Origin of the sequence: Myroides guanonis (assembly GCF_900114085.1) — a bacterium.
In the GTDB taxonomy this organism is placed as follows: domain Bacteria; phylum Bacteroidota; class Bacteroidia; order Flavobacteriales; family Flavobacteriaceae; genus Flavobacterium; species Flavobacterium guanonis.
This window is the reverse complement of the sequence record NZ_FORU01000031.1, coordinates 1-1874: the sequence shown is the minus strand read 5'-3', so window position 1 is coordinate 1874 and position 1874 is coordinate 1. Positions and strand designations below refer to the sequence as shown.

The window sequence follows — 1874 nt, the reverse complement described above, 5'->3', positions numbered from 1 at the left end:
TTCTATGTTTTTATAATAGAAAAGGGTGAGATAGTGATGTCTCACCCTTTTTTACTTCTGTTAAAGTTAATTAAATGTGAAATAAAAAAAATATTTTAAGATTTTTTTTATACTTTTAATGATTAATTATTCATTATGAAAACAGCTTTAGTTAAAAAAGGTACTGTCTTATTTTTTGTTTTTTTTCTATCGATTTTCTTTTTATTCGCTAGTAAGAATTTTGAGATGTCGGAGATTGAAGTGGCTGAGCTTCCTACGGATTTATATTCCACTATTTTGTCTACTGTTGAAGATGTTTTTTTAGTAGCACCTTCGAATGATGACTGTGTAAATGCTATATTAGTTCCTGTTAATGAAAAGATAACCTGTACTTTAACTGCTTCTGGAAGTTTGATAGATGCGACTCTTAGTACTACGGTACAACCCAGTTGTCATCCGACAAAATATTCAAAAGACATTTGGTTTAAGTTTGTTGCGACTGGACCAATCCATCAAGTAAAGATTTTAGATGTAAATAAAGTCAACTATAGTATTTATGGTGCTGTTTATGACAGGACTTGTAATTCTATTGACTCTAAAAGTGTAGCTTGTTTTAATGTAAGTAACTTTACAAATAATCCACTAGTTTTAAAGAACCTTGTTATTGGTAGGACTTATTTTATAAGAATTGCTATTACGGATAATTCTGATTATGATTTTAAAGTATGTGTATCCACTGCTCCTCCTGCAATTAGAGTGAGCCCTAGTGGAGAGCAATATACGGTTGAGCAATTAGTTAAAGATATTTTAGTACAATCGGGTTGTGATTTGGTATCTAACATTAAATATCAAGCAGGTGATGGTAAGAATAAAGTAAATACTTTAGGGTATTTTAATAGCAACGGTGCTGATTTTCCTTTTGAAGAGGGTATTGTTTTGTCTACTAATGCTGTTGAATATATTCCTGGGCCTTATAGGGGTTTCGAAGCACCCAAAGAACGTGTACCTTTTTGGATTGGCGATCCAGACTTAAATAAGGTTATTGATCAAGTAGGTGGTGTTGGTTTTGGTAGTCAAAAGGCTGTAGCTGTTTTAGAATTTGATTTTGTTCCGATTAAGGATTCTTTAAAATTTGAGTATTTATTTGTTTCGGATAGTTATCATAAGAATTGTTCCGTTGTTTGCCAACCGGGGGGAGCTTTGTTTGCAGCTTGGCTTACTGATATAACTTCCGGTGTTGGACAGAATTTAGCATTAGTTCCTGGCACTACGCAACCTATAGCTTTATCAACGATTCGTGATTCTAATAAGTCAGGTGCAGCATGTGCAAGTTTTAATCCGCAATATTATTGGCAACATTTCGACAATAATCAACAAGATCCGTTGGGAGCTCCTGTTAATTATGCTGGAATGACAGTGCCGATGAGTTCAGAAATGGTTTATGTTAAACCAGGTAATAAATATCGTATAAAATTGGCAATTGCAGATTTTTGTGGTTTTTATGCAGATGCATCATCTGTTTTCTTCAATGCTCGAAGTTTTAATTTAGGTACACCAAGTTTAGGAGACGACTTGGTTATCGAAGGAGGAAGTGCTTTGTGTCCAGGAGAGACGATGGTGTTAAAAGCGGATTTGAATCCGAATGACTATGTTATTCAATGGACCAAAGATGGAGTTGATCTAGTTGGAGAGAACGGACCTACCTTAACAATTAGTTCTAAAGGTTTGTACGGAGTAAATTTGGATTACAAATATGTAAACTGTTACCTAGAAGTTGATCCAATTCAAGTTGAATATTTCGATGATATCATCATCGAAAAACCACCTTTAAATCTGGTTCAGTGTAAGTCACCAACAGCAACGACTCTATTTAATTTAGAGTCCAGTATGAAGGG

Annotated in this window: 1 protein-coding gene; it reads left to right on the top strand. The window is 34.2% G+C overall.

Annotated elements, in window-relative coordinates; genetic code table 11:
• Nucleotides 1-135 precede the first annotated feature (135 nt).
• Nucleotides 136-1874, top strand: a 1739-nt coding sequence (locus tag BM024_RS13575) for a choice-of-anchor L domain-containing protein (protein WP_177190221.1), incomplete at its 3' end; no start/stop codon positions are given.